15 protein-coding genes and 1 pseudogene are annotated in these 17,759 nt (G+C 41.0%); 6 read left to right on the forward strand and 10 right to left on the reverse strand.

Annotated elements, in window-relative coordinates:
• Positions 1-146: 146 nt before the first annotated feature.
• The 5 genes and pseudogenes from ptsP to CUU64_RS09200 form a co-directional block, all read right to left on the reverse strand.
• Positions 147-1,863: pseudogene (ptsP, locus tag CUU64_RS09180) on the reverse strand (phosphoenolpyruvate--protein phosphotransferase).
• Complete coding sequence (locus CUU64_RS09185; protein ID WP_101633264.1) at positions 1,863-2,129, reverse strand: phosphocarrier protein HPr; 267 nt, start codon at positions 2,127-2,129, stop codon at positions 1,863-1,865. The pseudogene ptsP and the gene CUU64_RS09185 overlap by 1 nt, the downstream one beginning before the upstream one ends.
• A gap of 475 nt (positions 2,130-2,604) precedes the next feature.
• Positions 2,605-2,802: a hypothetical protein gene (locus CUU64_RS22335; RefSeq protein WP_219621867.1), complete on the reverse strand. Its 198-nt coding sequence runs from the start codon at positions 2,800-2,802 to the stop codon at positions 2,605-2,607.
• 15 nt (positions 2,803-2,817) lie between these two features.
• A complete protein-coding gene (locus CUU64_RS09195) occupies positions 2,818-3,555 on the reverse strand; it encodes an SDR family NAD(P)-dependent oxidoreductase (RefSeq protein ID WP_180954521.1) in 738 nt (245 codons plus the stop codon).
• Between the two features lie 60 nt (positions 3,556-3,615).
• On the reverse strand, positions 3,616-3,810 hold the full coding sequence (locus CUU64_RS09200) for a hypothetical protein (RefSeq protein WP_101633270.1): 195 nt from the start codon (positions 3,808-3,810) through the stop codon (positions 3,616-3,618).
• Between the two features lie 366 nt (positions 3,811-4,176).
• On the opposite strand from CUU64_RS09200, the gene CUU64_RS09205 reads away from it, so the two are divergent.
• Both CUU64_RS09205 and CUU64_RS09210 read left to right on the forward strand, forming a co-directional pair.
• On the forward strand, positions 4,177-4,353 hold the full coding sequence (locus CUU64_RS09205) for a YkvS family protein (RefSeq protein WP_101633271.1): 177 nt from the start codon (positions 4,177-4,179) through the stop codon (positions 4,351-4,353).
• Positions 4,354-4,490: 137 nt separating this feature from the next.
• Complete coding sequence (locus tag CUU64_RS09210) at positions 4,491-5,168, forward strand: hypothetical protein (RefSeq protein WP_101633272.1); 678 nt, start codon at positions 4,491-4,493, stop codon at positions 5,166-5,168.
• Positions 5,169-5,232: 64 nt separating this feature from the next.
• On the opposite strand, the gene CUU64_RS09215 is transcribed toward CUU64_RS09210, so the two are convergent.
• The 3 genes from CUU64_RS09215 to CUU64_RS09225 form a co-directional block, all read right to left on the reverse strand.
• Positions 5,233-6,279, reverse strand: coding sequence for a YkvI family membrane protein (locus CUU64_RS09215; RefSeq protein ID WP_101633273.1), 1,047 nt, complete (start codon positions 6,277-6,279; stop codon positions 5,233-5,235).
• Positions 6,280-6,394: 115 nt separating this feature from the next.
• Positions 6,395-8,089: a M3 family oligoendopeptidase gene (locus CUU64_RS09220; RefSeq protein ID WP_101633274.1), complete on the reverse strand. Its 1,695-nt coding sequence runs from the start codon at positions 8,087-8,089 to the stop codon at positions 6,395-6,397.
• A gap of 227 nt (positions 8,090-8,316) precedes the next feature.
• Positions 8,317-8,757 (reverse strand): MarR family winged helix-turn-helix transcriptional regulator, encoded by a 441-nt coding sequence (locus CUU64_RS09225; protein ID WP_101633276.1) that lies wholly within the window; start codon positions 8,755-8,757, stop codon positions 8,317-8,319.
• Positions 8,758-8,958: 201 nt separating this feature from the next.
• Between CUU64_RS09225 and CUU64_RS09230 the strand changes: the two genes are divergently transcribed.
• Together CUU64_RS09230 and CUU64_RS09235 are read left to right on the forward strand one after the other, a co-directional pair.
• Positions 8,959-10,194, forward strand: a complete 1,236-nt coding sequence (locus CUU64_RS09230) for an MFS transporter (protein ID WP_101633277.1) — start codon at positions 8,959-8,961, stop codon at positions 10,192-10,194.
• 117 nt (positions 10,195-10,311) lie between these two features.
• Positions 10,312-11,040: a ZIP family metal transporter gene (locus CUU64_RS09235; RefSeq protein ID WP_101633278.1), complete on the forward strand. Its 729-nt coding sequence runs from the start codon at positions 10,312-10,314 to the stop codon at positions 11,038-11,040.
• A 97-nt stretch (positions 11,041-11,137) separates the two neighbouring features.
• On the opposite strand, the gene CUU64_RS09240 is transcribed toward CUU64_RS09235, so the two are convergent.
• Positions 11,138-13,306, reverse strand: coding sequence for a PAS domain S-box protein (locus CUU64_RS09240; protein WP_101633279.1), 2,169 nt, complete (start codon positions 13,304-13,306; stop codon positions 11,138-11,140).
• Positions 13,307-13,540: 234 nt separating this feature from the next.
• Here CUU64_RS09240 and CUU64_RS09245 point away from each other — a divergent pair, with 234 nt between their 5' ends.
• Positions 13,541-14,578 carry an acyltransferase family protein gene (locus tag CUU64_RS09245; RefSeq protein ID WP_101633477.1) on the forward strand — a complete coding sequence of 346 codons (1,038 nt, stop codon included), beginning with the start codon at positions 13,541-13,543 and terminating at the stop codon, positions 14,576-14,578.
• A gap of 266 nt (positions 14,579-14,844) precedes the next feature.
• Here CUU64_RS09245 and CUU64_RS09250 read toward each other — a convergent pair whose 3' ends face one another.
• Positions 14,845-15,561 (reverse strand): FadR/GntR family transcriptional regulator, encoded by a 717-nt coding sequence (locus CUU64_RS09250; RefSeq protein WP_101633280.1) that lies wholly within the window; start codon positions 15,559-15,561, stop codon positions 14,845-14,847.
• 455 nt (positions 15,562-16,016) lie between these two features.
• Between CUU64_RS09250 and CUU64_RS09255 the strand changes: the two genes are divergently transcribed.
• A complete protein-coding gene (locus tag CUU64_RS09255) occupies positions 16,017-17,759 on the forward strand; it encodes a B12-binding domain-containing radical SAM protein (protein ID WP_101633283.1) in 1,743 nt (580 codons plus the stop codon).

Genomic DNA, 17,759 nt, shown 5'->3' on the forward strand with positions numbered 1-17,759 from the left:
GAGAATGTCAGCTGCTTAAATTTAGCTAAACAACTGTGCTTATACTTACTATACCCGCCTTTGAAGAACGCAAACCTAAGTTGAAAAAATTTTTTTACTTATTTTAAAAAAAGCTGAGCGCGAAAGTTGCACCCAGCCTTTTCTCTTTACTTAACTGCTTTACCTACAGCTTCCATGACAGCTTCATTTGTATCCAGTTGAAGAACAGATTCAGCGAGCTTTTCCATGTCTGCTTTTGTTAATTTTCTAATTAGTGAGCGTGCTTTCAAAATTGAAGTTGCACTCATGGAGAATTCATCTAATCCAAGCCCTAAAAGGATCGGGATTGCTATTTCATCTCCGGCCATTTCACCGCACATACCTGCCCATTTTCCTTCTTTAATGGGCGGCATCGATCACCATTTTAACAAGACGAAGGATTGCAGGGTTATACGGCTGATACAGGTATGAGATTCGCTCATTCATCCGGTCGGCTGCCATCGTATATTGAATCAGGTCATTGGTGCCGATACTGAAGAAATCTACTTCTTTGGCAAAAGTATCTGCCATAACAGCAGTAGAAGGAATCTCGACCATGATACCTGTTTCAATCTTGTCGGCTACCTTGGTGCCTTCGCCAATAAGCTTCTGCTTTTCTTCTTCAAGAATCGCTTTAGCCTCTCGGAATTCTCCCAGCGTCGCAATCATCGGGAACATAATTTTCAAATTTCCATACACACTTGCCCGAAGCAAAGCACGGAGCTGGGTACGGAAAATATCCTGTTGGTCCAGGCAAAGGCGAATGGCACGATAGCCAAGGAAAGGATTCATTTCCTTTGGAAGGTTTAAGTAAGGAAGCTCCTTGTCACCGCCTATATCCAGTGTACGGACTACAACCGGCTTGCTTCCCATTCCTTCTAGGACCGCTTTATAGGCTTCAAACTGTTCATCTTCTGATGGCATTTGGTCACGGCCCATATAAAGGAACTCTGTACGATATAAGCCTACGCCTTCGCCTCCATTATTGATTACACCTTCTAAGTCTTTTGGTGTACCAATGTTTGCAGCAAGCTCTACATGATGCCCATCAGCAGATACTGTTTTTTCGTTAACTAGCTTGGCCCATTCAGCTTTTTGCTGTTCATAAGCAGCAGCTTCTTTTTTATATTTTTCGACAAGCTCAGGTGTCGGGTTGATATGTACCTCACCCTTAATCCCGTCAACAATAACCAAATCTCCATTTTTAATGGCCTCAGTAGCTTCTTTTGTTCCAACCACTGCAGGAATTTCCATGGATCTTGCCATAATCGCAGAATGGGAAGTTCGTCCTCCAATATCCGTTGTAAATCCTTGGACATATTGGCGGTTTAACTGGGCAGTATCCGAAGGAGTTAAATCTTCGGCAATGATGACTACTTCTTCCTGGATCATGCTTGGATTCGGAATTTGTACACCCAACAGATGGGATAGGATGCGTTTAGTCACGTCGCGGATGTCGGCCGCGCGCTCTCTCATATACTCATTATCCATTTGCTCAAACATGGAAACGAACATATCCGCTGTATCCTTCAACGCGAATTCCGCGTTTATGCCTTCTGACTGAATTTTGTCTTCAATCGGTCCTAGCAATTCAGGATCGCTAACCACTAGCAAGTGGGCATCAAAGATTGCAGCTTTATCTGCTCCAAGATCTTTTTCTGCTTTATCACGGATCGTTTTCAACTCAGATTTAGACTTCTCAACCGCGTTTTTGAATCGGGAAACTTCCGCTTCTGCAGATTCAACCGTGTGCTTTGATACCGTTAAATCGGGCTCAATTAACCGATATGCTTTTGCTATCGCAATGCCGTTGGAGGCAGCAATGCCATTTAATAATGTTGACATTATTCAGCCAATCCCTCTTTTTTCAAAGTTTCTTCAAGCGTGTTCACAGCGTCCTGCTCATCAGACCCTTCAGCAGAGATCTTGATTTCCGCATTTTTGCCAATACCAAGTGACATAACACCCATAATGGATTTCAAGTTTACTTTCTTGCCATTATATTCAAGGTTGATCTCAGAATCGAACTTTCCTGCAGCCTGTACTAGCAAAGTTGCCGGACGTGCGTGGATCCCTGTTTCTGCAATAACTTTAAAAGTTTTTTCTACCATTGTAATCATTCTCCTTACCATGAATTTAAATTGATGAAGCTTGTCATACCTTTAACTCTTACCCTTAATGTAATATTTATAGAATTTTAATATATAATCATGTTTCCCATCTCGGGAAAATTCTATTTTAATAAAGCTTGTTCTTTTATTAAAGGTGAAGAAAAGGACGTGTCCTCGGACAGCTTTTTTTCTGCCAGCAAGCAAAACTAACCACTGGAAATGTAAGCATTTACAGGGTTTCCCATCTTCCAAAATGCCATTTTCCATATCCCAGAATAGCATTGTTTCCCTTTCCAGACAATGCGAATCATCTAAATTTACTATATCAATTTACATAATTATCGGGCGCAAATCAAATAAAAAAATCCTTGTATTATGATTATTTCCATCACATGTTCGCACTATTTACACAAATTAGGATAATTTTGCAAATACCAAAGCGGGAAAGTAAGCACTTTCTTGCTCTTTGTAGCAATTATTCTTCTTTTTCAACCCTATTGTCATGCGGCACACGCAATAATGATTTATGAGGAATTAACTTTAATTTCATGAAGCCATTCCCAGTTCGATTTTCAGGCTGCAATTCGCTGCATGAAGCTGGAATCGCTAAGTAATCGCGCATCAGCTTGCGCGAGAACGCAACGACCCTTCTAAATTGTCTTCTTGCGGGCATCCTCTTTTTATTCTTTTACGTATAAATCATCTTCTTCGTCATCCCGCCATCTATCGTAATATTTTCACCATTAACAAAATCGTTTTCTTCAGCACATAAGTATAGGCAGGCTTTAGCAATGTCTGATGGCTTGCCGACACGCTTAGACCAGTGCTGATTATGGTCCTCTTCTGTCAACTGCGAATAATCTCCAATTTCAATCCAGCCCGGGCTTATGCAATTCACCCGTATTCTCCGTTCAGCAAGCGAAGCCGCCAATGCATGAGTGATGGCATAAATCCCGCCTTTGGAAGCCGCATACGCTTCTGAGCCCTCTTCAGACATAAATGCCCTTGTTGACGAAATATTTACAATGCTTGAACCAGGCTTCATCACCTTTGCTGCTTCCCTAGAAGCAATAAAAACGCTTCGAAGGTTGGTTGCAAGAATATCATCCCACTCATCAACCTCCAGTTCAAGCAAAGGCTTAAATTTAGAAACCCCAGTATTATTGATTAGGATATCAAGATTGCCAAAGTGGCGTAATGCCTGATCCACCGCATTTTTTATATCGGCTTCACTCCGTACGTCCGTCTCCACAAAAAGGGAGTTGCTTCCGGCTTCCTTTATTGCCGCAGCAGTATGGCTTCCCTTTTGCACATCCTTTTCAGCAACGATAACATTTGCCCCTTTCCTGCCAAACTCAAGGGCAACCTCCTTACCGATCCCGCTGCCTGCACCTGTTACGATTACTGTTTTTTTTGAAAAAGACAATAATTTCATCTCCTTATAATTAGCTTGTGAAACATACTGAACTTACTATTTTACCAATCGTTAACTCCTGGGTTCGTCCATGTATCGGTAAATGACATCTCCTCCGTGCTGTGCGATTCCTTTGAAATGCTTGAAATCTGCTCTTTTTACCAGAAATTGACGAAACGCAAGAAACTCTTCTTTCGTTATTCTATATTCCCCCATTTCTCTGTTAGCAAGCTTTTCAAGAATTTCTTTTGCGTCTTGCTCCTGCATAAAATCCCTCCATATATATCAGAAACTATCTTGCGACTACCATAATGGTTTTTAGTGTCCCATGAAGCAAGCAAAACATCAAATGAAAACCCTGTTTGCAATCTTGGTAAATTCGAGGAAAAAAATGTATTTTCCTTAATAAAATCTTTACGAACGGAACAAAATAGTGCAAACTGTATAGTAAAATAATTCAAAATTAATAGTTAACCAGTTTATACATATTTTTTTTGATAACGCTATCACATAGTTTGCCAGACTCGTATAAACTGATTTGGGACCGCTGTTTACCTGCTTACTGTATAGATTAAAGCCGCTAGGAGACGCGGTTTCCCACTTGATTGAATGGAAACGTAAAGGATGGGTGCCATGAGAAAAGCTGAGGTAGGAAACATCATTGAGTTTCGGGACGGATTAAGAGGAATAGTAGAAAAAGTAAATGAAAACTCCGTAATCGTCGATATGACGTATATGGAAAATTACCGTGAACTCGAGCTCGAGCAAAAAACCGTCGTTAATCATAAAAATTATAAAATTATTGATTAAGTACAAGCTCAGTAAAAAACTTTGGTTATATTGTAACTTTGCCCGCCATAGACTCGTCAATTATAATAGCAGCATACATCACGAAAGCCGTTCCAAAGAGATTCAAAAATAAACATACTCAACTAGGGGGCAAAAACATGGGTAAATGGAAAGGTATCGCACTAGGTGTCACACTCACCGGGTTACTTCTAAGCGGATGCGGGACATCGGTAGATCAGCAGGCGACAGAAGATAGTACCGAAGAAAAAGCCGAAAAAAAGGTAGAAGAGACCGTTACTAATGAAAACGGCTCTAGCCAGGAAACCGGGCAGGATGGGGCTCAACAAAATGAAGAAGGACAATCTGACACTGTCCGGATCATGGAAAAAAATCTCCAGTATGAATTAGGCGGGGAAGTTAAAGAAGAAACAGCTTTCTTAAAAACCAGCACGAATCAGGGCTATAGCATGTATGTACTTCCGGCTTACGAATTGAATGAAGAAGAACCCGGAAAGGACATGCTTACATTAAAGGGCCAGGAAGAAGTGTCCATGAGAATAGAATTGCTGCCAGAGGACGTAAACTGGACTGAAATGGAAGAAAATACTATTTCTTTCTTAAAGGCTGTGTCGGATACCGTTAATCCCGTTACTGAAGATGGGCTGACGATCGAAAACGGCTCCGTGCAGGAAGTTGAAAAGGATAATGAAAGGGTTACGTCCGTATTGATCAAGGATAAAGAAACTCCAGTAAGACTGACCATATTTACACAAAAAGATGCGGATCACCGAAAAGCATTCTTAGAAATGGGGAAAACCATCTTAAAAGCAAAGTGATTTTTGATCAAGTTCCCATAAGGAATCCGTGCCTTGACGGTTCTGAATACCTTATGGGGATTTTTTATGTCTGTTTTTTTTCTTTCTTTATCCAGACCAGGATTAAAAAGAGAATGCAAATATAGCCAAAGGCCGGATATAAAAGGCCAAGCAGCCTGCCATATTCAATGCGGCTGATTATATAAGTGATCAAGAAAATGGACAGAAGTATAAATAGATCAGGAACCTTCCCTATTGTACTCCCTATTTGCCTTTGCAGACCGAATATATTGCCGATTACTGACGAAAATATCTCTCCGTAAATGACTAATATAAAGATCCAATATAAATTGGAAGCGCCGCTTTTCATCAACTCAGCTGTAGGTATTTCAAAAATAGAAGCATCCGGAAGGGAAATCAGGGCAAAATGCCCTGATATCAATATCGCCGCTAAGAAAGCCCCTCCTAGCAATCCGCCTCTTTTTATCGTTTGTTCATTCCCTATCTCCTTTGCAACCGGCACCAAAACCGCCTGCGCAAGGCCCAGGTTGAAGGCTGTATAAGCAAAAGGGGACAGCAACGATTTCCAGGTCAATCCTTCTGCAGGCACCTTAAAAAAAGAATCGGCAAGACCGCCCCCTTTGATTGAGAGGAAGCAAAGCATAAAGCTAAACGTTATCATGATGGGAACCACAAAGGAATTGACTGCAAATAATCCCTTTACACCAAGAAGAAGAACAATGAATGCAAGAAGTATAGTGGCCGCTACCCCTGTATTCTTCGAGAATCCAAGCTGCTCCTCGAAAACTGCACCAGCTCCAGAGATCATGACAGACGTTACCCCGAGCAGCATGAAAAGAAAAATCACATTCACGAATGCTCCTAATTTTGTGCCAAATAAATAGCGGTTGAAATCTTCGTATGTTGCGGCACCAGCCCCGAGCGAAAGAAGCATCATCTTCGTGCCTAAAAAAATAAAAATATATCCCGCAAGCAAAATCCCTATAAAACCGTAAAACCCGTACCGGGTGAAAAATTCAAATATTTCTTTTCCGGTTGCAAAGCCCGCGCCGACAATTGTACCGACATATACGGCTGCAACCTGGAACGAGCCTGACCATTTTGACTGCATGCCTCTCCCTCCTCCATTCATATATATGTGAAAGGGATGCATTTAAGACAAGCCGTTATCTAAAAAAGCTAACCAGACTCTTTAATCTGGTTAGCTTTTTCCATGTATGCTAGAACTACAATGATTGATCATTTACTGAAGTGAGCCACTCATCTATGAAACCGGCCACGGAGCTTACGCTACCTTCTTTAAAGGGTGACTCAAGATTAACAGTATCAACCAGCTCGAGGAATGACTTGCTTCCACCTAGTTGGCATAGCTTCAAATAATCCCGCCACGCTGATTCACGATCCTCGCTGGAACGTTTCCAAAATTGAAAAGCACATATCTCTGCCAGGGTGTAATCAATGTAGTAAAACGGGCTACTATAAATATGGCTTTGGCGATGCCAAAAGCCGCCGTTCTCCAAATAGTCATTTCCATCGTAGTCACGGTGCGGCAAGAATTTTTTCTCGATATCACGCCAGGCTCGTTTCCTTTCTTGCGGGCTAGCCTCTGGATTTTCATATACAAAATGCTGGAATTCATCGACAGCGACGCCATAAGGCAGGAATAATAATCCACTACTTAAATGGGAGAATTTATATTTATCCGTATCCTCCTTGAAGAATAAGTCCATCCACGGCCAGGTAAAAAACTCCATGCTCATGGAATGGATTTCGCACGCTTCATAAGTCGGCCAGTAATATTCCGGTATTTCAAAGTCCCTGCTGCTGTACACCTGGAAAGCGTGCCCTGCTTCATGCGTCAACACATCGATGTCCCCTGAAGTGCCGTTGAAATTTGAAAAAATGAACGGCGCTTTGTAGTCTTCAATATATGTACAATAACCCCCGCCTGCTTTTCCTTTTTTCGAGACAAGGTCCAAAAGCTCATTTTCAGTCATGAATTCGAAAAACTTGTCTGTCTCCGGAGATAACTCCCTGTACATCCTTTTTCCGTTTCCAACAATCCACTCGGGATCTCCCTTCGGCACTGCATTTCCAGTTTTAAACTGAAAACCTTCATCATAGTATTTTAATTCTTCAAGCCCAATTCTTTCGCGCTGGCGCTTCCTTAGCTTTGTCGCAAGAGGGACGATATGCTCATGAATCTGTTTCCTGAAAGCTGCAGCCATTTCTGCGTTGTAATCCGTCCTTGCCATTCGGTAATATCCTAATTCAACGAAATTGGCGTATCCCAGCATTGTTGCGATTTCGTGGCGCACTCTTACAAGCTGGTCAAAAATCCCATCCAGTTTAGATTGGTTTTCGGCAAGAAAACTGTTCTTTGCTTCATTCGCTTTTTTTCTCATATCCCGGTCCGGCGATTCTGCGAAAGGCTGAAGCTGTGGCAGTGTACGCTCCTCCCCTTCAAACATGATTTTCGCTGAAGCAATTAGCTGGGTATACTCGCTCGATAGTTTATTCTCTTTTTGAAGAAGCGGGATAATTTCCGGGGAAAAGGTTTTTAGCTGGGCTTCCGCAAGAGCAAACAGTTGCTTTCCCCATTTTTCCTCCAGTTCTGGACGAAACCTTGTTTTCACAAGTTCCTTATAATATTGAGATACAAGATCTTCAACCTCCGGGGAAATTTCATCGATATAATCATTTTCCGCTTTATAAAATTCATCGTGCGTGTCGATGGAATGCCGAATATAGCAGATGTTAAACATTGTGCTCAGATGATTTCGGATGCCATTAATTTCATTCATTGCGTCGATTTGTTTTTCTAAACGATCCGCTTCCATAAAACGCACCAGCGCATCGTTAAATTTAGCTTTAGCTTCGTTTATATCCGGTCGCTTGTATTCATATTGTCCAAATTTCACCAAACCACTTCCTTTACTAGTTTTCTATGCTTGATTATCGTATGCTTTTAGTGATAGTATCATGTTTTTCGACTGCATGAAAGAAAGAACTGCATGAAAAAACGAAAGCCGGTTCATCAACCTGAAGATGGATTATTTCAACTGATTTTAACTCCAGAAAAATAAAAAGCTCACAAAAACACCCCCATTTCTGGGGGATTGTTTTGTTTGATTTTATGATTTTCTAATTAATTTTCAGCCGCATTAAACCCAATTTTTTTCATAAGTTCAATGGCCGTTGCCTTCTCATCCTCAGATAAGATGCTCATAATTTCGTCGATCCTTTTTTCATGCTCGGGAAAGATCGATTCTATGAACGATTTGCCCTTGTCTGTAATTTGGGCAAACGTCACCCGGCGATCACTTTTGCACGCAACACGCCTGATATATTCCTTTTGTTCAAGCTTATCAACAACGTAGGTAATGCTGCCGCTCGCAAGCAAAATCTTCCCTCCGATTTGCTGAAGCGGCTGGTCTCCTTTGTGATACAGCAATTCCAGCACTGCAAATTCCGTTGGATTCAACCCTTGGTCTGCGATATATTTATTGACCACATCATTTATGGAACGATGTGCCCTTGATAGTACAATGAACAATTTAAGTGATTGTTTAATACTGCTTTCGTCCAATCAGCTCACAACCTTTGGTATTCTAGTTTTCCTAATATCTCGAATTCAAAGTTATTATAAAGATTTCGGATGGCTTTGTCAATTTCACACAGTAAAGAGTATCCTTATACAGTTTTATGTATGGATTTGATATACTAGGAGAAACGAATAATGTAAAGTGTTTCCAGCTAAATTCAAAAATGAAAGTTAGGAGTTTTATGTATGGCCACTACAGCACATGCGGTAAAAAACATATCATCAGGAAACCCAAAGACAACGGCCTATCATGTTCTTTTTATTATTGGAATATGCCATTTGCTGAATGATTCCCTTCAAGCAGTTGTTCCGGCCATGTTCCCGATTCTAGGGAAGTCCATGTCGCTAAGCTACACCCAGCTTGGCATGATTGCGTTTGCCCTAAATATCGTGTCATCCCTCATGCAGCCGGTGGTTGGATGGTATACAGATAAAAAGCCCTTGCCTTATGCGCTTCCGATTGGACTTACCAGCTCATTGGCCGGAATGATTCTGTTGGCGATGGCTCCAACTTACCACATCGTTTTATTGTCCGTATTACTGATTGGTGTCGGATCCGCAGTTTTCCATCCGGAAGGCTCCAGGGTCGCTTTTCTTGCCGGCGGCCCTAAACGAGGGCTTTCCCAATCAATCTATCAAGTTGGGGGGAATACGGGACAAGCGCTAGCTCCTCTTATTACAGCTATGATCCTGGTCCCATTCGGACAAAAAGGAGCATTTTGGTTTGCCCCTGTTGCTTTTACAGCCGTTTTATTATTAACCTATATCGCTCGTTGGTATTCTGACAGGGTGCTTGTTTTACAGTCAAAGAAAGCACAAATTAAAACCAGCAGCCGGTCTGCAAATAGAAAAGCCATTGGAACGGCGCTTTTTTTAATTCTTTTTATCATCTTTGCCCGATCTTGGTTTATTTCCTGTATCACTAACTTTTATTCCTTTTATTTGATCGAACACTATTCATTCAGTATTAAAACCGCACAGCTATATATCTTCGCATTTTTGGCAGCGGGAGCCATTGGGACTTTTTTTGGCGGGCCGCTTGCAGATCGGTACGGCCGAAAGAGAATCATTTTATCATCTTTAGCCGGAAGTGCGCCTTTAACCATTTTATTACCTTTTGTAAATCCATTCACATCCTTTATTTTAGTTTGCTTAAGCGGTTTTACGATTATGACGAGTTTTTCCGTCACAGTTGTTTATGCCCAGGAGCTTGTGCCTGGTAAAGTCGGCACCATGGCAGGATTAACGGTCGGCCTTGCTTTTGGAATGGGGGCAATCGGCTCGGTGGCTTTAGGATCTATAGCAGATTTAATCGGAATAAATAGTATGATAAAATTAGTCGGTTTTCTGCCTCTTTTTGGCCTGGCAGCTTTCTTCCTGCCTTCTGATGAAAAGCTCAGAAAATGGTATGCAAATGCTTGATAAACCACGATAGTCTTAGGGAACCAATTTTTTACTTTTGGATACAATAGGATGTATATTCACTTTAGGCGTACGCCAAGACATTGAAGGATTGACTTATGGGGGTGAGGGGATGTTATGAGCGAAGTGTTAATTGGCAGTATTTTATCTGCCATGTCTACAGGGGCAGGAGCGTTAGTCATTTTATTTATTAGAGGAGCTATTTCGCATAGGTTCAGGGACACGCTTTTGGCATTTACTGCGGGAATTATGATGGCTGCTTCACTGCAAGGGTTGATCCCTCAATCCCTGGAAAGCGGCGGCTTTGTACAGCTTGTAGTTGGCGTGTTTTTAGGTGTTTTAACACTGACCATTTTGGAAAAAAACATCCCGCATATTGATCTAGAACATTCCAGGAGCGGGATAGAATTTGATCAGAAGGCCCTGCTGATTATTGCCGCCATTACATTGCACAATATACCAGAAGGCCTTTCCGTAGGTGTCAGTTATGCTTCCAATGAGGCTGATACAGGGAATCTAATCGCCTTTGCAATCGGACTGCAAAATGCACCGGAAGGTTTGTTGGTGGCTCTGTTCCTAATCAATCAGCAAATCAGCAGGATGAAAGCTTTTATTCTAGCAACATTAACAGGAACGATTGAAATCGTTACTTCCTTGATTGGCTTTTATTTAACTTCCTATATAAGTTTTCTTGTCCCGTATGGGCTCGCTTTTGCAGCGGGTGCCATGCTGTTCATTATCTACAAAGAACTGATCCCCGAGAGCCACGGAGATGGGAATGAACGCACTTCTACTTATTCGTTTATTATCGGGTTGCTGTTTATGATTCTGTTGCTTGAGATTTAACCGATACAACAGCATTGACTTTCTAACAGCATTCCAAAACTCACCCTAATGGACAATGGCACGCATGGGGTAGCTTGTGACATACAGGCTCTTACAGTTAACCTCCAAATGGAAGCAGGATGTGGAAGGTCGTACCCTTCCCTTCTTCGCTTTCCACCTCTACTATGCCCTTATGTTCCTCTATGATTTTATAACTGACCATCAACCCAAGACCGGTTCCCCGTTCCTTGGTTGTGTAAAAAGGCTCTCCTAGCTTTTTTAGTTTTTCTTCTGGTATCCCGGGACCTTCATCTTCAATGGAAATCCTTATATAGTCTTCGTGGTCCCGCTTCGCTCTTATAAATATACGGCCGCCATCCGGCATTACTTCCAGCGCATTTTTTATGATATTGATAAAAACCTGTTTAAGCTGGTTCCCTTCACAGTAAATCAAGAACTCTTCTTCTTCGAAATTCGTCTGGAATTGAATATTTTGGAATAACGCCTGGGCCCTAAGCAGCTCCAATGTTTCGTTCATGATCCCGATCACATTTTGACGAAAGTACCGCATCGCCTGGGGCTTAGCAAGTACCAGGAACTCCGTAATGATCGTTTCAATCCGTTTTATTTCCGAGGTTATCACATTAAAATAAGTCGAAAAATCCTCCTTCACACTGCCTTGAAGAAGCTGGATAAATCCTTTGAGCGCGGTCATAGGATTTCTTATTTCATGCGCAATCCCTGCAGCCAGCTCACCCACAACGTGAAGAGTATCTGATTTGCGGATTTGCTCCTGCAACTCGAGAGTTTCCGTAATATCACGAAATATGGTTAAATGGAGCCCGTAATATAAATTTTTCCTTGTTGATAGCTCAAGATGTTTGATTTTTCCGTGCTCAAAGGTGATTGGGACAATTGTTTTATCCTGGCCTTTTAGCTGAACATTAGCAATATGGCTGTTTAGCTTATCTCTATTTTCCGGAACCATCTCCATAACTTCTTTAACCGACATGGAAAGTAGCCTATCCTTTGGCAACTCCAGAATATTGGCGCCTATTTCATTAATATCGGCAAATCCAAATTCGTTCCAGAGAATCATCCCATCCAATGAACCTTCAAAGATTTTCCTGAACTTTTTTTCACTCTTTCTTAATTCTCTTTCAATTTTCCACCGCTCGCTGACATTTCGAAAAATCGTTATATTATAGCCTTCACTAGAGTGCATCTTTGATGTTAACTCCAGCAGCTTTATTTGCCCATTTGGCATTTTATAAAACAGCTCTTCCCTGACCTCCCCCTTTTGGCAGAAGGTAGCAACCATGGACTTGTATCTTTCATCCTTTTTAAAAATATAATCATCCAGCCTTGTTCCAATCAAGTGATTGCGGTTTGATTCAAAAATCTTACAGGCTGAATGGTTCACTCGAAAAATGTACCCCTCTTCATTCCAAAACACGATTGCGTCCAAGGTTTGATCGAATAACTCCGAAAAAATTTGTTCGCTTTTTTGCAGTTTTCGTTCCATGGCAACCTTTTCTGTGATATTCCTAAAGATCGACATATAATGTTTATTGAAGATATTAGCGCTTGTGGAGTACTCAAACCGGATATTTCCCTGTCTGTCGTACATTTCAATTTCCCCTGTGGCAGCCCCTTTTGAAATCACTTCTTCCAAGCTTTTTTGCCACATCTTAAGCTGGGAAGCATCAATAAAATTCTGTATTTTTTTCCCAAGCAATTCTTCCCTTTCCCGGCTCATCGTCGTGCAAAAAGAATGGTTCGCATCAATGATAGCCCCTTCTTTATCATAGATCACAATGCAGTCAACAGCTTTATTAAACACATCAAGAAACATTTGTGTCGTCATCATTCTTTCCTGGAGCAAAGCCCTTTCCCCGGTAATGTCCCTTAGCTTGTACACCACTTTTTTCTCTTTTCCATACGGAAAACCGATGAATTCTACTTGCTTGTGCCCCCCTGCCGCGGGTTGTACCACCCATTCATCATTGTAGGAACCCTCCCTAAAGATCAATTGCTCCTGGTAAGACAGAATCTCCCCAGGTGTATCGATTAAAAAATCCTCTAAATTTTTCGTAAGAACCTCATCCCTGGAAAGTGCAAATAGCGAACAAGCTTGAAAATTGGAATAAATAATATCTCTATTTTCATCCACGATAATCAATGCTTCAAATGTATGATCAATCAATTCTTTAAATTGTTCGATTTGGCTATGTAATTTATTAATTTCTTGTTTATAGCCGGAAATGGATTCTATGTCCGTATACATATTTTTTCTAACCCTCCGGTAAACACTTTTACTACCAATATTCTACATAAATACTCAAATTTCCTATAGGAGTATCAAAAATAGGTCGAAAGTCGGATTTTTTTACAAGAATTTGTTGATACATTAAAAAATGGTTAATTTTACATGTGAATCAGATGGAATGTTTCTTTATAATGGCGGGTATTAAGGAATGTGACCATGTATTTTCATAAAAAACCTGGCCTGGAGGAAAACATGAGAAAACGGGATTTTTTCTTTGATAATGCAAAATTTATTTTGATCGCATTTGTCGTTTTCGGACATTTGCTAAAAACGTTTGTGAATGATAACGAAGCGATTTATTCACTGTACAAGACAATCTATACCTTTCATATGCCAGCCTTTATCCTAGTATCAGGTTTCTTTGCTAAAGGTTTTTATAAAAAAGGGTATATTTCTAAAATTACAAAAAAATTAATTCTTCCTTATCTCATTTTCCAAATGATTTACGCGGTATATTATTATTATTTATACCAAAAGTCGAGCTTAAGCGTAGACTTCCTTGATCCGCAGTGGTCGCTTTGGTTTTTAATCAGCTTGTTTTGCTGGAATATTATGCTGCTCGGATTTGCGAAATTAAAGCCGGCGGTGGGCATTGGGTCTGCCATTTTGGTTGCCCTTTTAATCGGTTATGTCGACTCGGTTTCAAACTATTTAAGCCTTTCAAGAACCTTTGTATTTTTCCCGATGTTCTTGATCGGTTATCATTTATCGAAAGACCACATAAAACATTTATTAACATTTAAAGCACGCACTTTTGCGTTTCTGATAATGGCTGTGGTCTTCATTGGGTTTTATCTATATCCTGATATCAATTATAAATGGCTGCTCGGCTCAAAACCGTATTCGGAACTGGAGGCAGCAAGCATCATTTCCATGTTTAAGCGGCTGGCATTTTACTTATTAAGCCTAATGATGGTTTTTAGCTTCCTGGCACTTATCCCAACCGGCCAATACTTCTTTACCCAGTGGGGAAAACAGACCTTGTATGTATACCTGCTGCATGGATTCTTTGTCCGCTTTTTCCGGGAAAGCAGCATTCGAGACCACTTTACCAACCTTGAAAATTTCTTGATGCTTGGCGGTATTTCTCTATTAATAACAATTGTCCTGTCGAGCAGGTTTATCGCATCTATCGCCCAACCGCTCATTGAACTGGACTTCTCCCGAACGAAGAATTTGATACAAAGTCTCGGCATGTATCTAAAGCTATATAAAGAAAAATGGCAGTAACAGTCTTTAAGTTATTAAGACCCTTTCAGAAAAAGCGCCCGCATAGGGACGCTTTTTCTATATATTTAGACAAGATTATAAATAAACCACCGGGTTATAAACACATAGGAGTAGTTTTATGAGCGGTTATCAAGAAAGCAGGCTGGGAAAGCATCCCCTATTTTACCCCCGCTTATTTCATCTGCAAGACGACTTGTGCATTAGCTTAATGAGATTTTTTATTTTCAACCATATAATGGCTTGAAGGCCGGGAGAATACGTTCTCCTCATTGCCCCGGCAAGGAATCTAACAAGGTCACTTCTACATTGCTTAAGTGGAGGCTCATCGCTTCCCGGGCACCGCTCTCATCCTCTGCTTTGATCGCTTCAAAAATAGTTACATGTTCTTGGTATAACGTATCTACAGTGTTGTCTGTTGAGTATAATAGGATTCTTCTTGTTTCCCTTATGGCCGCGGCCATCATATCCGCTACCTGGTTCATCAGTGTTGCCAATAACGGGTTTTTGGAGGCTCTGGCAATTGCCAAATGAAAGGATAAATCGGCTTTCTCCCCCTTTTCCCTATCATCCCGTGCTGATTTCATGGCTTTTAGTGCTTTTTCTATGTCAGCAATATCCTTTTTTGTCCTTTTTTCCGCCGCCGCAGCCACTGCCCCGGTTTCAAGGATTTTGCGTACTTCAAACAAATACGCAATATCGTCCTTATTCATTAGGATTGCATTGGATAAAGGAATGGCCATTAAACTTGGGTCAAAATGTTTTACATACGTTCCCTCGCCGTGCCTCATCTCCACAAGGCCCATGCTGCGCAAGGCGCTTAACGCTTCCCTTACCGCTGACCGGCCTACCTCGAAATTAAGGGCAAGCTGCTCGATAGAATCCAGCTTTGTGCCAGGCGGCAAGTTACCATTTTTAATAGACTCGTACAGATGCTCCGCTACTATTTCATATATTTTCTTTGGTTTTATTCTCATGAAAGCCATCCTTTCATCATCCATTGCAATCTATATATATTGAAAATTTTCAAGTTACCCAACATTAAAATGAAACAAGGTTTTTCAAGCCCTTAACAAAGATGAAAAAGTTTCCAAACAGTTTAGGCCTATTTAAATCTCGCTTTTTACTTACCCCATGTAGTGTTGAGGGTAAATCAGCAAAATGAAAAATGCCATAAATATCAGGGCATTATTTTTGAATTCAACTTATTTAATATTCTATTATGTAACCGCTCCCCTACTATTATATAGCATTCAGTTAGGAAACAATGGTTTTTTTGTAAAACGCTTACTTATATATGTTTTTCATGGGTCCTTAGGGTTATTTTCATCTTTTCAAATGGCGATACTATGTTAGAATATAGTGTTAGAGTTTTACACAATATCAGATTCTCAGCCAAATATTGAAAGGAGCTTGGCGGCCATAAGCCGCTGCTGCATATATGAATACAATTATTGCCACTTTAAATGCTAAATACATTCACACCAGCCTCTCAATCCGTTACTTGAAGGCATACGCTGAACCAGATTTTGATGTACGCTTGGCCGAATATACGATTAAAGACCCGGTGATGAACATTGTAGGTGACCTTTATTCGAAAAATCCGGATATTATTGGCTTTAGCTGCTATATTTGGAATATTGAAGAGACGATAAAGGTTATCCAGATGCTTAAGAAAATCAACCCGGAGCTTGTCATTATTCTAGGAGGGCCTGAAGTTACCTACGATGTATCAGAATGGCTCGAGAAAATACCGGAAGCAGACTTCATCGTGATGGGTGAAGGCGAGATGACCTTCAAGAAACTCCTGGAAGAGCTGCACGGAGGAAAAGATTTTCGTACCGTCAGCGGAATTGCTTATCGTTCAAACGGAAAAAATGTTATACAGCCCCAAAGCTCCAAGCTTGATTTAAAAGAGCTGCCTTCTCCTTTCCATTTTGAGGAGGATATTCCGCACCTCTCAAAAAGGGTAGCGTATGTTGAAACCAGCAGAGGCTGCCCATTCAACTGTCAGTTTTGCCTTTCATCGATTGAGGTTGGCGTCAGGTATTTTGACAGGGAGAAAATCAAGGAAGACATCCGCTATTTGATGAAAAATGGCGCCAAAACGATCAAATTTGTGGATCGTACCTTCAATATCAGCCGCAGTTATGCCATGGAGATGTTCCAGTTTTTAATCGACGAACATGTACAAGGCACTGTTTTTCAATTTGAAATTACGGCCGATATTATGCGCCCTGAGGTCATCCAGTTTTTGAACGACAATGCTCCACGCGGTTTGTTCCGTTTTGAAATCGGGGTACAGTCGACAAATGACTATACGAATGAGCTAGTGAAGCGCAAACAAAATTTCGAAAAGCTTACCCGGACCGTGACGATGGTCAAAGAAGGCGGAAAAATCGATCAGCACCTCGATTTGATTGCCGGGCTTCCTGAAGAAGACTACCAATCATTTCGTAAGACATTCAACGATGTATTTGCCCTGCGTCCGGAAGAACTACAGCTCGGCTTTTTAAAAATGCTGCGTGGAACAGGGCTTAGAATCCGCGCAAAAGACCATGATTACATTTTCAGCGACCACTCCCCATATGAAATTTTAGGGAATAATGTACTAACTTTTGCTGAAATCGTAAGGATCAAACAGGTGGAAGATGTTCTGGAGAAATATTGGAACGCCCATCGCATGGACATGACGGTTGAATTCCTTATAAAAGAAGCCTTCCCATCCCCGTTCGATTTTTTCCAGGATTTTGGCACCTTTTGGGATGGACAGGGTTGGTCGCGAATCGGACATCAACTGGAGGACTTATTCAAAAGATTACTGCAGTTTTTACAGGACACGAAACCGGACAGCCTTGATATCGCAACCGGTATGATGAAATACGATTATGTAAACAGCCAAAAATATAAGCCACGAAAACCTTGGTGGAACCAAACTTTTGATAAACGTGATCGTTCCGCCATTTATGAAAGAATCGTCAACGAACCTAGTGTTCTAGGTGAATGTTTTGAATCCTTGAAGCTGTCTGAAAAAGATTTGTTTAAACATACAATGCTTGAAGAACTTCCTTTCAACTTAAAAACCTATCTTGAAAGCGGACAGATTGTAAAAAGTCCTTCCATCATGCTCGTTTATTTTGACCCAGCAGGAAACGGATCACAAATCTTTGCGTTGGAAATATAG

Source organism: Bacillus sp. V5-8f (assembly GCF_002863565.1).
In the GTDB taxonomy this organism is placed as follows: domain Bacteria; phylum Bacillota; class Bacilli; order Bacillales; family DSM-1321; genus Peribacillus.

Coding starts and splice junctions, on each gene's coding strand:
- CUU64_RS09205 (WP_101633271.1), top strand. CDS start 4,177: ATGAGAAAAGCTGAGGTAGGAAACATCATTGAGTTTCGGGACGGATTA.
- CUU64_RS09200 (WP_101633270.1), bottom strand. CDS start 3,810: ATGCAGGAGCAAGACGCAAAAGAAATTCTTGAAAAGCTTGCTAACAGA.
- CUU64_RS09210 (WP_101633272.1), top strand. CDS start 4,491: ATGGGTAAATGGAAAGGTATCGCACTAGGTGTCACACTCACCGGGTTA.
- CUU64_RS09185 (WP_101633264.1), bottom strand. CDS start 2,129: ATGGTAGAAAAAACTTTTAAAGTTATTGCAGAAACAGGGATCCACGCA.
- CUU64_RS09215 (WP_101633273.1), bottom strand. CDS start 6,279: ATGCAGTCAAAATGGTCAGGCTCGTTCCAGGTTGCAGCCGTATATGTC.
- CUU64_RS09250 (WP_101633280.1), bottom strand. CDS start 15,561: ATGGCTTTCATGAGAATAAAACCAAAGAAAATATATGAAATAGTAGCG.
- CUU64_RS09240 (WP_101633279.1), bottom strand. CDS start 13,306: ATGTATACGGACATAGAATCCATTTCCGGCTATAAACAAGAAATTAAT.
- CUU64_RS09230 (WP_101633277.1), top strand. CDS start 8,959: ATGGCCACTACAGCACATGCGGTAAAAAACATATCATCAGGAAACCCA.
- CUU64_RS22335 (WP_219621867.1), bottom strand. CDS start 2,802: ATGCCCGCAAGAAGACAATTTAGAAGGGTCGTTGCGTTCTCGCGCAAG.
- CUU64_RS09245 (WP_101633477.1), top strand. CDS start 13,541: ATGAGAAAACGGGATTTTTTCTTTGATAATGCAAAATTTATTTTGATC.
- CUU64_RS09235 (WP_101633278.1), top strand. CDS start 10,312: ATGAGCGAAGTGTTAATTGGCAGTATTTTATCTGCCATGTCTACAGGG.
- CUU64_RS09255 (WP_101633283.1), top strand. CDS start 16,017: ATGAATACAATTATTGCCACTTTAAATGCTAAATACATTCACACCAGC.